This is a genomic window from Rhodoferax sp. U11-2br, from assembly GCF_018619435.1.
In the GTDB taxonomy this organism is placed as follows: domain Bacteria; phylum Pseudomonadota; class Gammaproteobacteria; order Burkholderiales; family Burkholderiaceae_C; genus Rhodoferax.
In genome coordinates, this window is the sequence record NZ_JAHFZF010000021.1 from 26,463 (window position 1) to 42,672 (window position 16,210).

At 62.0% G+C, this 16,210-nt stretch carries 21 protein-coding genes; 13 read left to right on the top strand and 8 right to left on the bottom strand.

Annotation, left to right across the window (positions count from 1 at the left end; genetic code table 11):
• Positions 1-153 precede the first annotated feature (153 nt).
• Together KKO72_RS13830 and KKO72_RS13835 are read right to left on the bottom strand one after the other, a co-directional pair.
• Positions 154-339, bottom strand: a complete 186-nt coding sequence (locus KKO72_RS13830; RefSeq protein ID WP_214939398.1) for a hypothetical protein — start codon at positions 337-339, stop codon at positions 154-156.
• A 118-nt stretch (positions 340-457) separates the two neighbouring features.
• Entirely contained in the window at positions 458-982 is a 525-nt protein-coding gene (locus tag KKO72_RS13835) for an Rrf2 family transcriptional regulator (RefSeq protein ID WP_214939401.1), read from the bottom strand.
• Positions 983-1,171: 189 nt separating this feature from the next.
• Here KKO72_RS13835 and KKO72_RS13840 point away from each other — a divergent pair, with 189 nt between their 5' ends.
• From KKO72_RS13840 to KKO72_RS13860, 5 genes are all read left to right on the top strand, one after another.
• The gene (locus KKO72_RS13840) at positions 1,172-2,308 is read left to right on the top strand and encodes an alpha/beta fold hydrolase (protein ID WP_251140653.1); all 1,137 of its coding nucleotides are present in this window, start codon (positions 1,172-1,174) and stop codon (positions 2,306-2,308) included.
• A gap of 143 nt (positions 2,309-2,451) precedes the next feature.
• Positions 2,452-3,021 carry an isochorismatase family protein gene (locus KKO72_RS13845; RefSeq protein ID WP_214939404.1) on the top strand — a complete coding sequence of 190 codons (570 nt, stop codon included), beginning with the start codon at positions 2,452-2,454 and terminating at the stop codon, positions 3,019-3,021.
• Positions 3,018-3,641, top strand: a complete 624-nt coding sequence (locus tag KKO72_RS13850) for a DJ-1/PfpI family protein (RefSeq protein WP_214939407.1) — start codon at positions 3,018-3,020, stop codon at positions 3,639-3,641. The genes KKO72_RS13845 and KKO72_RS13850 overlap by 4 nt, the downstream gene beginning before the upstream one ends.
• Entirely contained in the window at positions 3,628-4,641 is a 1,014-nt protein-coding gene (locus tag KKO72_RS13855) for a GlxA family transcriptional regulator (protein WP_214939410.1), read from the top strand. Before KKO72_RS13850 ends, KKO72_RS13855 begins: the two co-directional genes overlap by 14 nt.
• A 55-nt stretch (positions 4,642-4,696) precedes the next feature.
• Positions 4,697-5,290, top strand: a complete 594-nt coding sequence (locus tag KKO72_RS13860; RefSeq protein WP_214939414.1) for an MliC family protein — start codon at positions 4,697-4,699, stop codon at positions 5,288-5,290.
• 9 nt (positions 5,291-5,299) lie between these two features.
• On the opposite strand, the gene KKO72_RS13865 is transcribed toward KKO72_RS13860, so the two are convergent.
• Together KKO72_RS13865 and murJ are read right to left on the bottom strand one after the other, a co-directional pair.
• Positions 5,300-6,151, bottom strand: a complete 852-nt coding sequence (locus tag KKO72_RS13865) for a SirB1 family protein (protein WP_214939416.1) — start codon at positions 6,149-6,151, stop codon at positions 5,300-5,302.
• 12 nt (positions 6,152-6,163) lie between these two features.
• Positions 6,164-7,729: a murein biosynthesis integral membrane protein MurJ gene (gene murJ, locus KKO72_RS13870; protein ID WP_214939419.1), complete on the bottom strand. Its 1,566-nt coding sequence runs from the start codon at positions 7,727-7,729 to the stop codon at positions 6,164-6,166.
• 105 nt (positions 7,730-7,834) lie between these two features.
• On the opposite strand from murJ, the gene rpsT reads away from it, so the two are divergent.
• The 3 genes from rpsT to KKO72_RS13885 all read left to right on the top strand — a co-directional run bounded on the left by rpsT (position 7,835) and on the right by KKO72_RS13885 (position 9,472).
• Complete coding sequence (rpsT, locus tag KKO72_RS13875; RefSeq protein WP_214939422.1) at positions 7,835-8,134, top strand: 30S ribosomal protein S20; 300 nt, start codon at positions 7,835-7,837, stop codon at positions 8,132-8,134.
• A 258-nt stretch (positions 8,135-8,392) separates the two neighbouring features.
• Positions 8,393-8,908: a YgjV family protein gene (locus KKO72_RS13880; protein WP_214939425.1), complete on the top strand. Its 516-nt coding sequence runs from the start codon at positions 8,393-8,395 to the stop codon at positions 8,906-8,908.
• A 12-nt stretch (positions 8,909-8,920) separates the two neighbouring features.
• Positions 8,921-9,472, top strand: coding sequence for a YgjV family protein (locus KKO72_RS13885; protein WP_214939428.1), 552 nt, complete (start codon positions 8,921-8,923; stop codon positions 9,470-9,472).
• Between the two features lie 14 nt (positions 9,473-9,486).
• On the opposite strand, the gene KKO72_RS13890 is transcribed toward KKO72_RS13885, so the two are convergent.
• The gene (locus KKO72_RS13890; protein ID WP_214939564.1) at positions 9,487-9,822 is read right to left on the bottom strand and encodes a DUF3579 domain-containing protein; all 336 of its coding nucleotides are present in this window, start codon (positions 9,820-9,822) and stop codon (positions 9,487-9,489) included.
• 226 nt (positions 9,823-10,048) lie between these two features.
• Between KKO72_RS13890 and KKO72_RS13895 the strand changes: the two genes are divergently transcribed.
• The 5 genes from KKO72_RS13895 to KKO72_RS13915 are packed head-to-tail and all read left to right on the top strand — an operon-like array spanning position 10,049 to position 13,706.
• A complete protein-coding gene (locus KKO72_RS13895; protein WP_214939430.1) occupies positions 10,049-11,269 on the top strand; it encodes an aspartate aminotransferase family protein in 1,221 nt (406 codons plus the stop codon).
• Entirely contained in the window at positions 11,266-12,240 is a 975-nt protein-coding gene (argF, locus tag KKO72_RS13900; protein ID WP_214939433.1) for an ornithine carbamoyltransferase, read from the top strand. Before KKO72_RS13895 ends, argF begins: the two co-directional genes overlap by 4 nt.
• A gap of 40 nt (positions 12,241-12,280) precedes the next feature.
• Positions 12,281-12,607: a hypothetical protein gene (locus tag KKO72_RS13905; RefSeq protein WP_214939436.1), complete on the top strand. Its 327-nt coding sequence runs from the start codon at positions 12,281-12,283 to the stop codon at positions 12,605-12,607.
• Positions 12,604-13,473, top strand: a complete 870-nt coding sequence (locus KKO72_RS13910) for an HDOD domain-containing protein (protein WP_214939439.1) — start codon at positions 12,604-12,606, stop codon at positions 13,471-13,473. Before KKO72_RS13905 ends, KKO72_RS13910 begins: the two co-directional genes overlap by 4 nt.
• A 44-nt stretch (positions 13,474-13,517) precedes the next feature.
• Positions 13,518-13,706: a hypothetical protein gene (locus KKO72_RS13915; RefSeq protein ID WP_214939442.1), complete on the top strand. Its 189-nt coding sequence runs from the start codon at positions 13,518-13,520 to the stop codon at positions 13,704-13,706.
• A gap of 39 nt (positions 13,707-13,745) precedes the next feature.
• Here the strand turns inward: KKO72_RS13915 and KKO72_RS13920 are convergent, their stop codons facing one another.
• From KKO72_RS13920 to KKO72_RS13930, 3 genes are read right to left on the bottom strand one after another with little or no spacing between them, the layout of a single operon-like run.
• Complete coding sequence (locus KKO72_RS13920; RefSeq protein WP_214939445.1) at positions 13,746-13,973, bottom strand: hypothetical protein; 228 nt, start codon at positions 13,971-13,973, stop codon at positions 13,746-13,748.
• 1 nt (position 13,974) lies between these two features.
• Positions 13,975-15,864 (bottom strand): ferrous iron transporter B, encoded by a 1,890-nt coding sequence (locus tag KKO72_RS13925; protein ID WP_214939448.1) that lies wholly within the window; start codon positions 15,862-15,864, stop codon positions 13,975-13,977.
• A 15-nt stretch (positions 15,865-15,879) separates the two neighbouring features.
• Positions 15,880-16,164 carry a FeoA family protein gene (locus tag KKO72_RS13930; RefSeq protein ID WP_214939451.1) on the bottom strand — a complete coding sequence of 95 codons (285 nt, stop codon included), beginning with the start codon at positions 16,162-16,164 and terminating at the stop codon, positions 15,880-15,882.
• Positions 16,165-16,210: the final 46 nt, after the last annotated feature.

Below are 16,210 nucleotides of genomic sequence, written 5' to 3' on the forward strand. Positions count from 1 at the left end.
ACACCACGGCGCCACACAGACGCCAGGTCCGCATGGCGGCCATTGCAGTGCCCGGAGGTTGCATGCAGATGATGCACAAAATATGCTTCAAGCCCTTTTCCTTAAAGGGCTGACAGCTACAAATTAGATACTACATCTGCAAGATCAGCGCATTCACAGCTTCATCGGCTGCGGCGTGGGCATGGGACCTGGCACTTCGGACGGCAGCGGTGCTGGCGACGGAGGTGTCGGCATGGGGGGCGTTGGCATAGGTGGCATAGGTGGCATGGGTGTCGGTGTGGTTGGCATCGGTTCTGGCGCCGGTATGTCGACGGTCATGGTGAAGTTGGGTTGTTTCATGCGTCTATTTTTGGTGTGGGCAAGGCAGCCGTCTGTGCGTTGCCACACCACAGAAACACAGGGTGGCTGGTCTGCAAACCTGGCTTGGCCTGCGATCACTCGGGTGCCTTGACCAGGTTCAAACCTGCGCCCGAAAAGTCTGGCCCAGCGCAAACACGGAGTTGGGGCCTTGGGGATGGAAGGCGGCTGGCAAGGGCTGTTTAAACACCCCGCGGTTGGGCGGTGATTTGTGTTCCAGTTCCACACCCTGGGCCAGTTGGTCGAGCACCAGACTCTTCAAGGTGACCGACTGGGTGAACTTCAGCACCTTGGCGTTCATGGCGTCCCACAGGTCTTGTGTCATGTGTTGCACGGGTGAAGCGTCTGCCTGTTTGGTCGAGGGCGGGTCGTCCTCCACCGCGCAAATGATGTCAGCCACGGTGATGACGTCTGTCTGACTGCCCAGCGAGTAGCCGCCGCCCGGCCCACGGATGCTGGTGACCAGCCCTTGCATGCGCAGCTTGCTGAACAACTGCTCGAGGTAAGACAGTGAGATGTGTTGGCGCTGCGCGATCTCGTTGAGCGGAACGGGCCCAAATTTTTCACGCAAAGCCACATCAATCATGGCGGTCAGGGCAAAACGGCCTTTGGTACTTAAACGCATGGTGATTCCTCCAGTTCAGGCGTCCCATTGCACAACGGCCAATCGGTGTTGTCGGTCTGCCAACGAACACAAACACAGGCCCAGCCAGCGTGCGCTGTCGCACTGACGGGCTCGTTGTCGGGATCTAAGGTGGGCATAGCGCATTTTTTGACGGCGCTTTCCCCCATGCCACTGAACCAGGAGTAACCCATGAACCCATTGCCTCCCCTGCCACCTGCAAGCGACACCACCGACAGCGATATGGCCGAACAAGCCAATCCAGGCCACGGTGTGCCCTCGCAGGACCCCAATGCTGGGGCACAGACGCCACTGGACCCCAAAGACGCTAAACGCGAAGCCAACTCGGTGCTGGTGGGTGGCGGCGTGATGGCGGGTGCAACCACGGGTGCAGTCATTGGTGTGGCAGTGGCCGGACCGGTGGGGGTGTTGGTGGGGGCCTCGCTGGGTGCGATGGCGGGTGCGCTGGGAGGTGCCGCCGCGGGCGCTGCGGCGAGTGCTGAGGATGTGGCCACCCTGCCCGCAGGCTCGGTGCGCCTGCACATCGAAGACAGCGGTGGCGACGGCCGACCCGTGGTGCTGATCCATGGCTGGCCGCTGTCTGCCATGGCCTGGGAGCAGCAGGTGCTGGTGTTACAAGGCGCCGGTTACCGTGTGGTCAGCTACGACCGGCGCGGCTTCGGGCGCTCAGACAAACCAGAATCGGGCTACAGCTACGACGAACTGGCTGACGACCTGCAACGCGTGTTGGACCAGTGCCAACTGCAGGATGTGACGCTGGTCGGGTTCTCCATGGGGGGTGGCGAAGTGGCACGTTATGTGGCGCGGTACGGCGAATCACTGTTGCACAGCGTGGTGTTTGCCGCCGCCGTGCCGCCGTTCCTGATGAAGTCGGTCGACAACCCCGACGGGCCACTCCCCCCCGAAGCAGCGCAAAAATCCCGTCGCGCGCTGGAACTGGACCGCAATGCATTTTTTGAGCAGTTCACCGAAGATTTTTATTCGGCCAATGGGGTATTCCTGGTGACCGAGTCGCAGCGCCGTGAGGCCGTCGCCATGTGCCAGCAGTCGGCACAACCTGCCGCATTGGCGTGTATGGACGCGTTTGGCACCACCGACTTCCGTGAAGACCTGAAGCGGCTGACTGTGCCCACCCTGGTGATCCACGGTGACGCCGATGCCATCGTACCGATCGAGGGCTCAGGTATGCGCACCCATCAAGCGGTGCGCCAAAGCCAGCTGGTGACGGTGAGCGGTGCACCACACGGCCTGAACGTGTCGCACGCGCAGGCCTTCAACGATGCGCTGCTGACCTTCCTGCGCACTTAAGCGCGCTGTCTGCCCAGGCCCACGGTGTGGGTGGACCAGACACAGACATGAATGTCCGAATATGATTGGCATCTGTCTCTTTCAAAGTGGCTAGTCCCTCATAGATAATGGATCATCAGGGTTTTAATACCGGAGAAATCTTGATGAAAACATGTCTGATAGTGATTGATGCACAAGAGTCTTTCCGCCACCGCCCGTTTTTCACCACCACCGACCTGCCTGCCTACGCCCAGGCGCAAAACGCATTGATTGACGGCTGTCTGGCAGCCGGGGTGCCCATCGTGCGGGTGTTCCATGTGGATGGCCCGGCATCCAGCGACAACCCGTTTGCCCAGGCATCGGGCCACATCAAGCCGCTGGCCGAGTTGCGTGTATTTGAGCCCGCCGCCACCTTTGTCAAAAGCCGCCACAGCGCGCTGGTGGGCACCGGGCTGGAGGTGTGGCTGACCGAGAACGGTTTTCAGCGGCTGATCATCAGCGGCATCCGCACCGAACAATGTTGCGAAACCACCACCCGCCACGCCTCCGACCTGGGCTGGCAGGTGGACTACTGTCTAGACGCCACGCTGACCTGGGACATGCAACAGCCCGATGGCCAGACTTTGCGCGCGGCTGACATCAAAACCCGCACCGCCACCGTGCTGGCTGGCCGTTTTGCCACCCTGTGTGACCCGGCGCAGGCCCTACAACGTGCGCTGGAGCAAGCGGCATGAGCGCGACCTTGCCGATACAGGTGGCCATCCTGGTGTTTGACGCGGTCGAGGTGCTGGACTTTGCCGGGCCGTACGAGGTGTTCACCACCGCCAGCCGGGTGTTTAGCAGGCGCACCCCCGGTGAGGGTGCCTTGTTTGAGGTGGTTTGTGTCTCGCGGGATGGCGGCCCGATCCAGGCGCGGGCCGGTTTGCGGGTCTTGCCAGAACACAGTTTTGACAACCACCCGCCCTGTGACCTGCTGCTGGTACCCGGTGGTGTGGTGAGTGCGCCCCAAGCCTGCCCGGCCACGCTGGACTGGATCACCCGCACGGCTGCTGGGGCACAAATCAGCGCCTCGGTCTGCACCGGTGCCTTTTTGCTGGCGGCCAGTGGGGTGCTGAACCAGGGCCGTGTCACCACCCATTGGGAGGATGTGGCCGACTTGCGCCAGGCTTTCCCGGCTCTGGAGGTATGTGAGGGCCCGCGTTGGATCGACAACGGCACGCTGGTCACCTCGGCGGGCATCAGCGCGGGCATCGACATGTGCCTGCATCTGGTGGCGCGGCTTGCCGGGCCCGAGCTGGCGCGCCTGACCGCCCGCCAGATGGACTACCCCTGGACTGACGATGCCATTGGCTGACACGCCCGCAACCCCGATCGAGGTGTTTTTTGTGCTGCTGCCAGACACCTTGGCGCTGGACTGGGCAGGCCCGGCTGAGGCGCTGCGCATCGCCAACCAGGTGTTGGTGGCCAAAGCTTTGCCGCCGCGTTTTGTGCTGCGTTTTGTCGGGCCCTGTGCCGATCAAGTCAGCTCGGTCGGCCTGCGTTTGAGCGGCATTGAGGCCTTGCCAACGGTCTTGCCACAGCCGAGCTGGGTGGTGCTGCTGGGTTTACCCGGGCAAACCATCGCGGTGAATTCGGAACCGGCCCGCGCCCTGCTGCACTGGCTGCGTGGCCTGCGCCTGGCCACGCATCAGCTGGAGCTGGTGACCGTGTGTGCCGGGGCTGTGCTGGCGGCCCATGCCGGGTTGCTGGCACGCCACCACGTCACCACGCACCACCAGCATCTGGCGGAGTTACAACAGGTGGCACCGAACTGCCAGGTGGTGGCCAACCGGGTGTTTGTGGAAGATGCACCGGTGTACAGCAGCGCTGGCGTGACCACCGGCATTGACCTGATGCTGCACCGCATTGCCAGCCTGTGTGGCGAGGCCGTGGCGGCCCAGGTGGCACAAACCATGGTGGTGGCGCTGCGCCGTGGCCCACAAGACCCAGAGTTGTCACCGTTTCTGAGCTACCGCAACCACTTGCACCCTGCCCTGCACCGGGTACAGGACGCCATCAGCAGCGCACCCGCCGACAGCTGGAGTTTGAACCACATGGCAGAGTTGGCCTGCACCTCACCCCGACATCTGACCCGACTGTTTGTAGAGCACGCGGGCATCGCGCCGTTGGCTTATTTGCGCCGCATCCGCCTGGCGCTGGCGCAGACCGCGCTGCAGTCCGGCCGCAATGTGACCCAGGCGGCCGAATTGGCAGGCTTCAGCTCAGACACCCAGCTGCGCCGCGCCTGGCACCAGTTTGCACCGGGTGGCTCACCGACCCGACCCGCAGACCAAGCGCACGCCACCAAACACTGAAGTGGCCAGGCAATACCGACAGATGCCCACCCTGCCCTGGCGTGAAAGAACCCATATGAGCCGAACACGAGTGCTGAGCTTATCGCTGTGTCTGTCCCTGAGCGCCAGCGCCTGGGCCGTCAAGCCGAGTTTTGACTGCGCCCAGGTGCGCAGCGGCAGCACCGAAGCACTGGTCTGCGCCAAGGCTGAGCTGTCCAAGCTGGATCACCAGCTGGCTCGGGTCTACGCAGCCGCGCTCAAAAAGGCGGGCAAGCAGCATCCGCCCGTGCTCAAGGCCGAACAACGTGGCTGGATCAAGGGCCGCAACGACTGCTGGAAAAGCACCGACCAGGTCCAGTGTGTGCGCGATTCTTACCAGTTGCGCATCGCCGAGCTGCAGGCGCGTTACCGGCTGCTGACTCCCATTGCCAGCGTGTCTTATGCCTGCGATGGCAACCCGGCCAACGCGCTGGTAGCCACGTTTTTCAACACGAACCCAGCCTCACTGATTGCCGAGCGCGGCGATGAAGTGTCATTCATGGTGCAGCAGCGCAGCGCCAGCGGTGCGCGTTACCAGGGACGCAACGAATCACTGTGGGAGCACCAGGGTGAAGCCACCGTGGTCTGGGGGTATCACGCGCCCGAGATGTCTTGCCAGCCACAGCACTGAGCCAGCGGCTCAGTGCATGGCACGGCGCAACTCGGCGGCGCGGGCGGTGATGGCCGGGCGGTCGCTGGTGGCACCGGCATTGGCCAGGTAAGTTTCGAGGTCTTCCAGCGCGTGGCCAGGGTGGCGGGCTTGGGCATGGGCCAGGCCGCGGTCGCGGTACTCAGACCAGGCCTGGGGCAGCAGCACAATCAGGCGGTCCAGCACAGCAATCAGGCGGTGCCAGTCTTCCTGCGCGGCGTGGATCTCTTTGAGGTTGCGCAGCATGCGGGCAATGATCTCGCGCGGGCTGGCGGCCTGCAGGTACAGGCCCAGCGGCAGCTCTTGCTCATCGACCAGGCTGGCCTGGTTGCGGTAGGGCTCCAGCCGCTCGGCCAGTTCTTCGCGGCTGAGTGACTGGCCATTCAAGGGGTCAATCACCACCTGGCCTTCACTGAGGTTGACCTTGACCAGGAAATGCCCCGGAAACGCCACACCCCGTGCCTTCAAGCCGATGCCCTGAGCCAGCTCCAACCAGATCACCGCCATCGAGATCGGGATCGCCAGCCGGGTGCGCAGCACCACATGCACAAAGCTGTTGTCGGGGTCGGTGAAGTTGTTGAAGTTGCCGGCAAAGTTCAGGTCGCGGAAGACAAACTGGTTGAGCGTGCGCAGCTTTTGCAGCGGCCCGGCGTCGGTCGGCAGGCGCCGTTGCAGGCGCGCCAGCAGCTGGTCCACCTCACCGAGCACCTGCTGCACGCTGATGTCGGGGTACTCGTCCTGGGCCAGGCTGACGGCAGCCTCCAGCAGGGCAAAGTCGGCGTCGGTGTGCACCAGAGAGGCAAAGTACTCCAGCGGCGTCGGGACATTCAGAGAAAAATTCATAGGGGCCATTGTCTACCGGCGCAGGAGTTGGCGCAATTGCAGGCCTGCCACACGGACAGTTCCCAAATAAATAGCAGCTGACCCAATCAATATAAGAGCTAGAAGCCAAATTCTCTTGAAACTCTCGGCACGCAAAGCGGTCCAGTCCCAATGGCCATTGGCCCACATCAGGAAAACCCCTAGCAAGACACAGCCCGCCAGCACCTGTAGCAAAAACGCCCCCCAGCCCGGCTCGGGCTTGTAGCTGCCCCGTTTGATCAGCCCCATCAGCAGCCACAGTGCATTGACCAAGGCGCCAATACCAATCGACAAGGTCAGCGCCGCATGCGCAAACAACGGCACCAACACCAGGTTGAGCAACTGGGTGAACACCAGCACACCCACCGCAATACGCACCGGGGTTTTGGTGTCCTGGTTGGCGTAATAACCGGGTGCCAGCACCTTGATCGCCACAATACCAATCAACCCCGTGCCCCAACCCATCAGCGCGTAGGTGACCTGCTGCACATCAAAGGCGGTCATGGCGCCATAGTGGTAGAGCACCGCCACCAGCGGCTTGGGAAACACCAACAGCGCGACCGCACACGGCACTGCCAGCAGGGCCACCAGGCGCAGGCCCCAGTCCAGCATGCTGGAATACCGGGCGGTGTCACCGCTGGCACGTGCCCCGGCCAGCTGCGGCATCAACACCACGCCCATGGCCACGCCGAGCAAGGCGGTTGGAAACTCCATCAAGCGGTCGGCATAGGTGATCCAGCTCACGCTGCCCGGTCGCAGATGCGAGGCAATCTGGGTGTTGATCAGCATCGAGATGTGCGCCACGCTGACACCCAGCAGCGCCGGGCCCATCAGGCGCAGCACACTCTGGGTTTCGGTGCAGGCCCAGGCCTCACGCAGGGCTGACCAACGCCAGCGCAGTCGCGGCTGCAAGGCCAGGCGCTTCAAAGCCCACCACTGAACACCCAATTGCGAGGCACCACCGAGCAACACCCCCCCGGCCAGCGCATAAATCGGTTCAATGCCCAGGCTTTTGAACCAGGGCGCGCCCAGCGCGGTGGCGGCAATCATGCAGACATTGAGCAGCACCGGTGTGGCCGCAGGCACCGCAAAGTGTTTCCAGGTGTTGAGCACACCGGCACCCAGCGCCACCAGCGACATGAAGGCGATGTAGGGGAACATCCAGCGCGTCATCACCACCGCCACATCAAAACCGCGCGGGTCCTGCTGCAGGCCGCTGGCCATGATCCAGACCAGCCCACCGGCGCTGAGTACACCCACGATGCTCAGAACCAGCAGCGCCCAGACCAGCACCGAGGCCACCCGATCAATCACCAAGCGCGTGGCGTCATCCCCCTGCTGCGCTTTGGAGGCCGCCAACACCGGCACAAAAGCCTGGCTGAAGGCGCCTTCACCAAAAAAACGCCGGAACAAGTTGGGAATGCGAAACGCCACATTGAAGGCATCGGTCATGGCCGAGGCGCCAAAGGTGGACGCCATCAGCAGCTCACGCATCAAGCCAGTGATGCGTGACACCAGGGTCAGCAGGGAAACAATGGAAGCGGATTTGAAGAGGCTCACGCGCCAAAGTGTAGCCGGGCAAACGGAATGGATTCTGTGTCGGCGAGTAACTGTTAGAATCGCAGGCTTTGCTGACAACATCCACAGACTCAAGGAACATCAATCATGGCATCTGGAAAACCCAAGAAAAAGAACCCGCGCCTGGCGTCGGGCCGTAAACGCGTCCGTCAGGACATCAAGATCAACGCTGCGAATACCTCGCTGCGTTCCCAATACCGCACCGCTGTCAAGAACGTTGAAAAAGCCGTTCTTGCTGGCGACAAGGCCAAAGCAACCGAGTTGTTTGGCAAGATGCAAGCCGTGGTTGACACCGTGGCTGACAAGGGCATCTTCCACAAGAACAAGGCTGCGCGCGACAAGAGCCGCCTGTCTACCAAGGTGAAAACCTTGGCCCTCACCGCCTGATTTTCAGGCAAATCGCACGTTGTCTTGAGGGATCAGGACAACGCCGTTTGTAACGGGTGCGCTGTCAGCAAAAGCAAAAAGGCCGTCTTAGGACGGCTTTTTTGCGTCTGGCGCCTGTGACTTGTTTGACACATCGCTTGGGCCACAAATGCCAGCGTGCCGCATGTTGCCAAGCAAAAACTAGGGTTAACCCTTACAATAGCTTACACCTAACTTTCAACACGACCTGGCGCCGCATCCTTACCCGGCGCACCACCCATGACCCCAACCCTTGTCGATATCACTGGCCTGGCGGCTTTGTCCCTGAATATCGCCGGTCTGGTGCGCACCTCGGACCGATCACTGCGCCATTCCACCGGCTGGGCCTCGGCCTTATGGGCCGCCAACAACCTGCTGATGGGTGCCCAAAGTGCCGCCGCCTTGAGTGCCCTGAGTGTGGGTCGCCAGGTGTCTGCCTCCAATGCGCAGGGGCGCAGCGCAGGCACCAAGCTGTGGTCCTGTCTGGCGTTTTTGCTGGTCACACTGGTGCTCGGTGCACTCACCTGGAACGGCATCACCACCGTGTTCTCGATGGCCGGGTCAATGCTGGCCACCTACGCCATGTTCTACATGCGTGGTGTGGCTTTGCGGCTGGCGATGATTGGTGTGGCCAGCTTGTGGATGTACAACGCCTGGGCCTACGACTCGTGGTGGCAGATGCTGGGCAACACCCTCAATGGCGTGGCCGCCGCCTACGGCGCCTGGCGTGCAGCCAAAACACAGACCACTGTTTGAGAAAGATTATTTGTGTTTGACCACTGGCTCGATACCGCACAACTGTTTGGCTACGCCGCATTTTTTTTGGGCGTGGCCTCGTTCCTGCAAAAAAACGACATCCGTTTCAAGCTCTACATGGCTGCCGAATGTGTGGCCTACGTGGTGCACTTCACGCTGCTGGGCAACCCGGCGGCCGGGGCCAGCTCGCTGGTGTCGATGACACGCTCGCTGGTGTCGATCTACTCCAAGTCGCTGTGGATCGCCTTGATTTTTGTGGCCATCAACATCGGGCTGGGTTTCAAGCTGGCCACCGTCTGGTGGAACTGGATCCCGCTGATTGCGTCCTGCGTCGGCACACTGGCACTGTTTCTGCTGGAAGGCATCCAGATGCGGATGGTGATGCTGCTGGGCACCTCGCTGTGGATTGTCAACAACGTGCTCTCGGGCTCCATTGGTGGCACCGCACTCGAAGTGGTGATTGCGATCACCAACACCTACACCATCTACAAAATGCGGGTGAAGGCACGTGAGGCCTCCACCCTGCCACTCAGCAGCCCGGCCGCCTCCGCCCAGGAAACCTGAGCGGCCAGCCCCCCTCAACTGCGAGGCGCTTTGGACTTGAGACCGTGACCCACCGGTGGCGGGCCCTGAAAGGTCTGCAACTCGTTGTCCTTGGCAAAGTTCATACAGAAGTCCCAGGCCATCACATCGTGGGTGCGCAAGGCTTCGTCCAGGATCACACAGCGGGTGCCTTCCACACTGGTGGGCACACACCACGGTGAATAGGTGTAGTGACGCCCCGGCAGGGCCTGGCCCGGGCGAAACTGGCTCATGACACCGGCCAACCGTTCTGCCCAGTCACTGGGGCGAAAAGCGCGACCGCTGTGGGTCACACCCAGGATGTAGACTTTTGGTGGAACAGGTGAAACCATCTTGTGGCGGCCAATCTTGGGGGTGTTGACGAGATGTTGCAACGCAGCGGGCATTGTAGTGCGCTTCCCAAGTCTTATACAAGACCTAGGGTTTTCAGCCTCACCTCACTGACACCAGCCAGAACACGTCACCCGCTGACCAGACCATCGATTTGATCGGTCTAAAATCGTGCTTCAACGGCCCAACCTGCGTTGGGCCGCTTTGTTTTCCCACGGAGATCAACGCATGAACGCACCCCATCCTTTCATTGAAGCCGCCTCGCCCCACGTGATGAACACCTACGGGCGCCTGCCTATCGCACTGTCACATGGCCAGGGCTGCCGAGTCTGGGATGTCAATGGCAAGGTCTACCTGGATGCGCTCGGTGGCATTGCGGTCAACACCCTGGGCCACAACCACCCCAAGCTGGTGCCCGCACTGCAGGACCAGATCGGCAAGATCATCCACAGCTGCAATTACTACCATGTGCCCAACCAGGAAGCGCTGGCCAAAAAACTGGTGGAACTCTCGGGCATGAGCAATGTGTTTTTCTGCTCGACCGGGCTGGAAGCCAACGAAGCGGCGCTGAAGCTGGCGCGCAAGTTTGGCCATGACAAGGGCATCGAGCGCCCGGAGATTGTGGTGTATGAGAAAGCCTTCCACGGCCGCTCCATCGCCACCCTGAGCGCCACCGGCAACCCCAAGGTCCAGGCCGGATTTGGCCCACTGGTGGAAGGTTTCATCCGCGTGCCGATCAACAACATCGAGGCCCTGAAAGCAGCCACCGAAGGCAATCCCAATGTGGTAGCGGTGTTTTTTGAAGCAATCCAGGGTGAAGGTGGCATCAACCCGATGCACCTGGACTACCTGCGCGATCTGCGCACGCTGTGCGACGAGCGCGACTGGCTGATGATGATCGATGAGGTGCAATGTGGCATGGGCCGCACCGGCAAATGGTTTGCCCACCAATGGGCTGGCATCGTGCCCGACGTGATGCCACTGGCCAAGGGCCTGGGTTCCGGCGTGCCGGTGGGTGCGGTGGTGGCTGGCCCCAAGGCCGCCAAGATTTTCCAACCCGGCAACCACGGCACCACCTTTGGCGGCAACCCGCTGGCCATGCGGGCCGGGGTGGAAACCATCCACATCATGGAAGAAGACGGTCTGCTGGCCCATGCCGCTGCGGTCGGCGCCCATTTAAAAGCGGGTCTGGAGACCGCGCTGGCGGCCGAACTGGCAGCAGGCACGGTGAAAGAGATTCGTGGCCAAGGCCTGATGCTGGGCATTGACCTGGCCAAACCCTGCGGTGTGCTGACCCAACGTGCCGCCGATGCGGGCCTGCTGATCAGCGTGACCGCCGATAGCGTGGTGCGCCTGGTGCCGCCGTTGATCCTGAGCCAAGCCGAGGCCGACGAGATCGTTGCCCGCTTGTGCCCCCTGATTTCTGCCCTGTTGAAAGAAACCCCATGAACCCGGTCAACTTCGGTATTCCCAGCACCATCCCCAAAGGCGCACCACCGGTGCGGCATTACCTGCAGTTCTCTGACCTGCGGGCCGACGAATACGCCTACCTGCTCGAGCGCGCAGCCTTCATCAAGGCCAAGTTCAAGACCTTCACCCGGCACCAGCCGCTGGTGGACCGCACACTGGCAATGATTTTCGAAAAAGCCTCGACCCGCACCCGTGTCAGTTTTGAAGCCGGTATGTACCAACTCGGTGGCAGTGTGGTGCACCTGACCACCGGCGACAGCCAGCTCGGCCGGGCCGAGCCGATCGAAGACAGCGCGCGTGTCATCAGCCGCATGGCCGACCTGGTGATGATCCGCACCTACGAGCAAACCAAGATCGAACGTTTTGCCGAGTATTCCCGCGTGCCGGTCATCAACGGCCTGACCAACGAGTTTCACCCCTGCCAGATCCTGGCCGACATCTTCACCTTCATTGAGCACCGTGGGCCGATCCAGGGTAAAACCGTGGCCTGGGTCGGTGACGGCAACAACATGGCCAACACCTGGCTACAGGCCGCCACGCTGCTGGACTTCAAGGTCAATGTCAGCACGCCCAGCGGTTACGAGGTCAATGAAAAAATTGCCTCTGGCCCTGATGGCATAAGGGCAGGTAGCTATGAAAACTTTAGCAATCCACTGGACGCCTGCCGTGGCGCCGATCTGGTCACCACCGATGTCTGGACCAGCATGGGCTATGAGGCCGAGAACGAGGTACGTAAACAGGCGTTTGCCACCTGGCGTGTCAGCAGCGAGATGATGGCGGTGGCCCAGCCCAACGCCTTGTTCATGCACTGCCTGCCCGCCCACCGCGGTGAAGAGGTCGATGCCGAGGTGATCGACGGGCCACAAAGTGTGGTCTGGGACGAGGCCGAAAACCGCATGCATGTGCAAAAGGCGCTGATGGAATACCTGCTGCTGGGCCAGCAAGCGTGACCGGGCTTGGCTGCCAGATCAGGATGTTGCGAGAATCTGCATGAAAACGCGCCGCCAATACATACCGGTCACCGACATCGAGCCCGGCATGGTGCTGGGTGAAACCGTCCAGGTGGTGGAACATGGTTTGCTCAGCATGGTGTTGCCGCCTGGGCATCTGCTCACCGCCGACAACCTCAACCAGCTCCATGCCCACCACGCCGAATACATCTGTATCGACCAGCCTGATGAACGCAGCGATGAACAAATCGCACTGGACACCGAGCTGGCAGCGCGCCGGGTGCAGGATATTTTCAGAGACTGCAAGCTGGACGACCCCACCCTGCTGTCGCTGTTTGACCAGGTGATGGCTTACCGTACCGCATGATGGGCCGCCCACCGATCACCCGCGAAACGGTCATCCAGCACAGTCGGCTGATGCCCAGTTTTCCCGTCGTGGTGCAAGAGATTCTGGCCACGCTGGACAACCCCGACACCAACCTCAACACCCTGGCCCACTACATCAACCTGGACCCGGTGATCACGGCCCGGGTGCTGTCGGTGGCCAATGCCGCTGCCTCAGGCAGGCAACGAGACACTGACGTCAACAACATCTTTGCCGCCACCTCGCTGATTGGTCTGGCCAAGGTGCGCAGCATCACCCTGATCAGCAGCCTGGGTGGTTTCATTCACAAGGCGGCCGCACACACCCTGCCGACTGCATTCTGGGAACACAGCGTGGCCATCAGCATCTGTGCCCAGGAACTCACCCGCCATGTGGCCCAGCCGGTCAGTCCAGACGCCGCGCTGATCTCGGGCATGTTGCACGACATCGGCCAACTCTGGCTCTTTGCGCTGGATGCCGATACCGCACGTGCTTGCTGGCAACAATCGATCCATTCCAGTTTGGGCATTGAGGAACTGGAGCGCGAGGCCTTTGGCTTGGACCACGCCACCATCGGTGCCTGGCTGGCTGAGCACTGGAAGCTGCCACCCACCATCGCGCAAGCCATCCAGCACCACCACAATCCGGATGCCGCGCTGGACAACCCACTGGTGCCCTTGATCCATGTGGCCGAGGTGCTGGGCAATGCGCTGGACCTGGGCCACCGCGACCAGAACCGCGTCACCCATATCTCCAGCGCCGCATGTCAGACATTGGAGCTGGTGTGGGATGAGAACATCCGCCCGCTGTTTGGCCAGATCGAGGCCCGCAGCCGACATGCCAACCAGTTTTTCAGCCAGGCTCGTTGATCCGTGCGACACCCCCCTGCTCCAGATGTTTCAGAGACCCTGCCATGAATGACAAAGACAAAAAATTCTGGTTACTGGTGCTCAAGCTGGCACTGGGTGCGATTGCTTTGGTCGCATTTTTTGGTGTTGGCCTGTACTACACCGCCAAATACAACAGCTATGCGCCACCAGACACCCCAGCGGCGCCCGACTGGGGCATTGCCAAAGACTCCCCGATTCGCAACAAACGCTGAACAAGCACCGTCCGAGCCGCTGCCACCCATAGGTGGTGCTCAGTGCTTGGGGTGAAAAGACACAGTTCGCTCTTGCGGGGCCTGCGTCGGCGCAGCCGATCCCGGGCACTGGCCACAGCGGCCACAGTCGGAACGGCAGCTGGGGGCACGACCCAAAGCGCGGTGCAAACGCCCCAGCCGCTGGCGCAGTGGGTTGGGCAGCACATACCACAGGCAGTACAGCGCCGCCAAGCCCACCAGCACGACCACCCCCCAGGTCTGGCCCATCTCAGCCCGCCCCCCACATCAGGGCCAACCGGTAGGTAACCCAGCTGGCAAGGTAGGCCAGCGCAAACAGGTACAGCGTCACCAGCAAGGGGTAACGCCAGGAGTTGGTTTCACGGCGCACCGCCACCAGGGTCGAGATACATTGCGGTGCAAAAATGAACCACACCAGCAACGACAAGGCGGTGGCCAGCGACCAACTCTGCGCAATCAGCGGGCTCAGCTGGGCCGCCACATCCTCACCGGTGGCCGACAACGCGTAGACCGTACCCAGGGCACCCACCACCACTTCACGCGCCGCCATGCCAGGCACCAGGGCCACCGCAATCTGCCAGTTGAAACCAATAGGTGCCACCAGCACCTCCAACCCGTGCCCCAACATGCCGGCAAAGCTGTGGTTGATGGCCGCATCGGTCGCCCCTGCAGGCGCTGCTGGAAAAGTCGCCAAAAACCAGAGCAGGATGGTCAGCGCCAGGATGATGCCGCCCACTCGTTTGACAAAAATCGCGGCCCGCTCGTACAAGCCATGCGCCAGATTGCGCACATTGGGCAGGCGGTAGGACGGCAGCTCCATCACCAGCGGCGTCGGTCGTGCCTGGGCCCGCCACAACATGGCCACCGCAGCCACCACCATGGCCGAGACAATGCCACCCACATACAGCCCAAACATCACCAGCCCCTGCAGGTTGAACACGCCCCAGACCGTGCGACTTGGGATGAAGGCACCAATCAGCAAGGCGTAGACCGGCAAGCGGGCCGAGCAGGTCATCAGCGGCGCAATCATGATGGTGACCAACCTGTCTCGCCAATGCGTGATGCTGCGCGTGGCCATGATGCCCGGCACCGCACAGGCAAAACTCGACAACAGTGGAATGAAGGAGCGCCCAGACAAGCCCACCGTGCCCATCACCCGGTCCAGCAAAAATGCGGCCCGTGGCAGGTAACCAGAGTCCTCCAGCACCAGGATGAAGAAAAACAGGATCAGGATCTGCGGCAAAAACACCAGCACCCCACCCGCCCCGGCCAGCACACCATCCACCAGCAGGCTGCTCAGCGGCCCGTCGGACAACAGACCGCGCACCCCATCGGACAGCCCCTCCACCAGCGACTTGATCTGATCCATGGGCCACACGGCCCAGCTGAACACCGCCTGGAACATCAGGAACAGCGTGGCGGCCAGCACCAGCATGCCCCACAGCGGGTGCAACACCACCGCGTCAATTGCGTCATCGGTGTGCAGGCTGCCTTCCGGCTCCTGCACCGCCAGCTGGATCACACGGCGCACCTCCTGCTGGGTGGCCATCACCTCGTCCACCTGCGGTGCGTGCCAGGCCATCTGCGGTTTGAGACGCTTTTTCGACTTGGCCACATCCACCTTGGCCAGGTAAGTCAGCAGCTCCTGGGCGCCGTCGTGGCGGATGCCAACCGTCTCGATCACCGGCATGGCCAGCTCACGCGCCAGCAATACACGGTCCACCGTGATGCCACTGTGGCGCGCGGCGTCGCTCATGTTCAACGCCAGCACCAGCGGCAAATTCAGCGCACGTGCTTCGAGCACCAGGCGCAAATTCAGGCGCAGGTTGGTGGCATCCACCACACACACCACCAGGTCCGGCAGCGGCTCGTTGGGGCGCTGCCCGGTGACGATGTCGCAGGTGATCTGCTCGTCAGCGCTCAGCGCGTTGAGACTGTAAGCACCGGGCAAATCCAGCACAACTACTTGGCGGCCCGAGGCGGTCTCCAGGTGCCCCTCCTTGCGCTCCACGGTAACACCGGCGTAGTTGGCCACCTTCTGGCGGCTGCCGGTGAGCAGGTTGAACAAAGCGGTTTTGCCGCAGTTGGGGTTGCCCAGCAGCGCCACGCGCAGCGGAGGAAGGTGAGTGTGATCCGTCATGCAGGGCGATCTGGGTCAAAGCGGACGAACCTGAACCAGCGCCGCCTCGTGGCTGCGCAGGGCAAAGGTGGTGTGACCGACACGCACCGCCAGCGGATCGCGCCCCGGATAACCGTGGGCGATCACCCGCACCACCTCACCAGGCAAAAAGCCGATTTCAAGCAAACGCAGCGCAATGCCGCGTTCTTCCTCATCGTGGGTGCTGGCCATGCCCACCACCACGGCGCGCGCCTGTCTGGCCAGTTGGTCCAGACCGATGCTCGCTTGCTCGGGTGGTGTGGGTGGGTGCGGGGAGGTCATGAGAACATGTGAAGCGAGAACTGTGCCGAGTTTAGTCATCTTCAAA